1 protein-coding gene is annotated in these 923 nt (G+C 63.5%); it reads right to left on the bottom strand.

Going from position 1 to position 923, the window contains the following annotated elements:
• On the bottom strand, positions 1–923 hold a 923-nt coding region (locus tag MTR72_RS40225), incomplete at both ends, for a methylmalonyl-CoA mutase family protein (protein ID WP_341512351.1).

The following is a 923-nucleotide window of genomic DNA, read 5'->3' as shown; positions in this document are numbered from 1 at the left end:
GCCTGCGTCTTGGCGGACGCTTCCTCGATGCGCAGCTTCGGCACGCCGGCCTCGATCGCCTTGGCCATGCCGCCGAGCTCCTCGACCTCCTGGATATGGCCCCATGCTTTCGCGGCGAGATCGCGCGTCAGCCGCTCGACATAGTAGGAGCCGCCCCAGGGATCGATGATGCGGTAGGTGCCGCTCTCCTGCTGCAGGAAGAGCTGGGTGTTGCGGGCGATGCGCGCCGAAAAATCGGTCGGCAGCGCCAAGGCTTCGTCGAGCGCGTTGGTGTGCAGGGACTGAGTGTGGCCTTGGGTGGCCGCCATCGCCTCCACTGTCGTGCGCATCACATTGTTGAAGACGTCCTGCGCGGTCAGCGACCAGCCCGAGGTCTGGCAATGGGTGCGCAAAGAAAGCGAGCGCGGGTCCTTCGGACCGAACGGCTTGAGCAGCTTGGCCCAGAGCAGCCGAGCGGCGCGCATCTTGGCGACTTCCATGAAGAAGTTCATGCCGATCGCCCAGAAGAACGACAGCCGCGGCGCGAAACGGTCGACGTCGAGGCCGGCGGCAAGGCCGGCGCGAAGATATTCGACACCGTCGGCAAGCGTATAGGCGAGCTCGAGATCCTGCGTCGCGCCGGCCTCCTGCATGTGATAGCCGGAGATCGAGATCGAATTGAATTTCGGCATCCGCTGCGATGTGAAGGCGAAGATGTCGGAGATGATCCGCATCGATGGCGAGGGTGGATAGATGTAGGTGTTGCGCACCATGAACTCTTTCAGAATGTCGTTCTGAATGGTGCCCGACAGTTTCTCCGGCGGCACGCCCTGTTCCTCGGCCGCCACCACGAACAGCGCGAGGATCGGCAGCACCGCGCCGTTCATGGTCATGGACACGCTCATCTGGTCGAGCGGGATGCCCGCGAACAATGTGCGCATGTC

This window comes from Bradyrhizobium sp. ISRA442, from assembly GCF_038085055.1.
In the GTDB taxonomy this organism is placed as follows: Bacteria; Pseudomonadota; Alphaproteobacteria; order Rhizobiales; family Xanthobacteraceae; genus Bradyrhizobium.
Note: the sequence above shows the minus strand (reverse complement) of the source record. Positions and strands in the feature narration are given on the sequence as shown.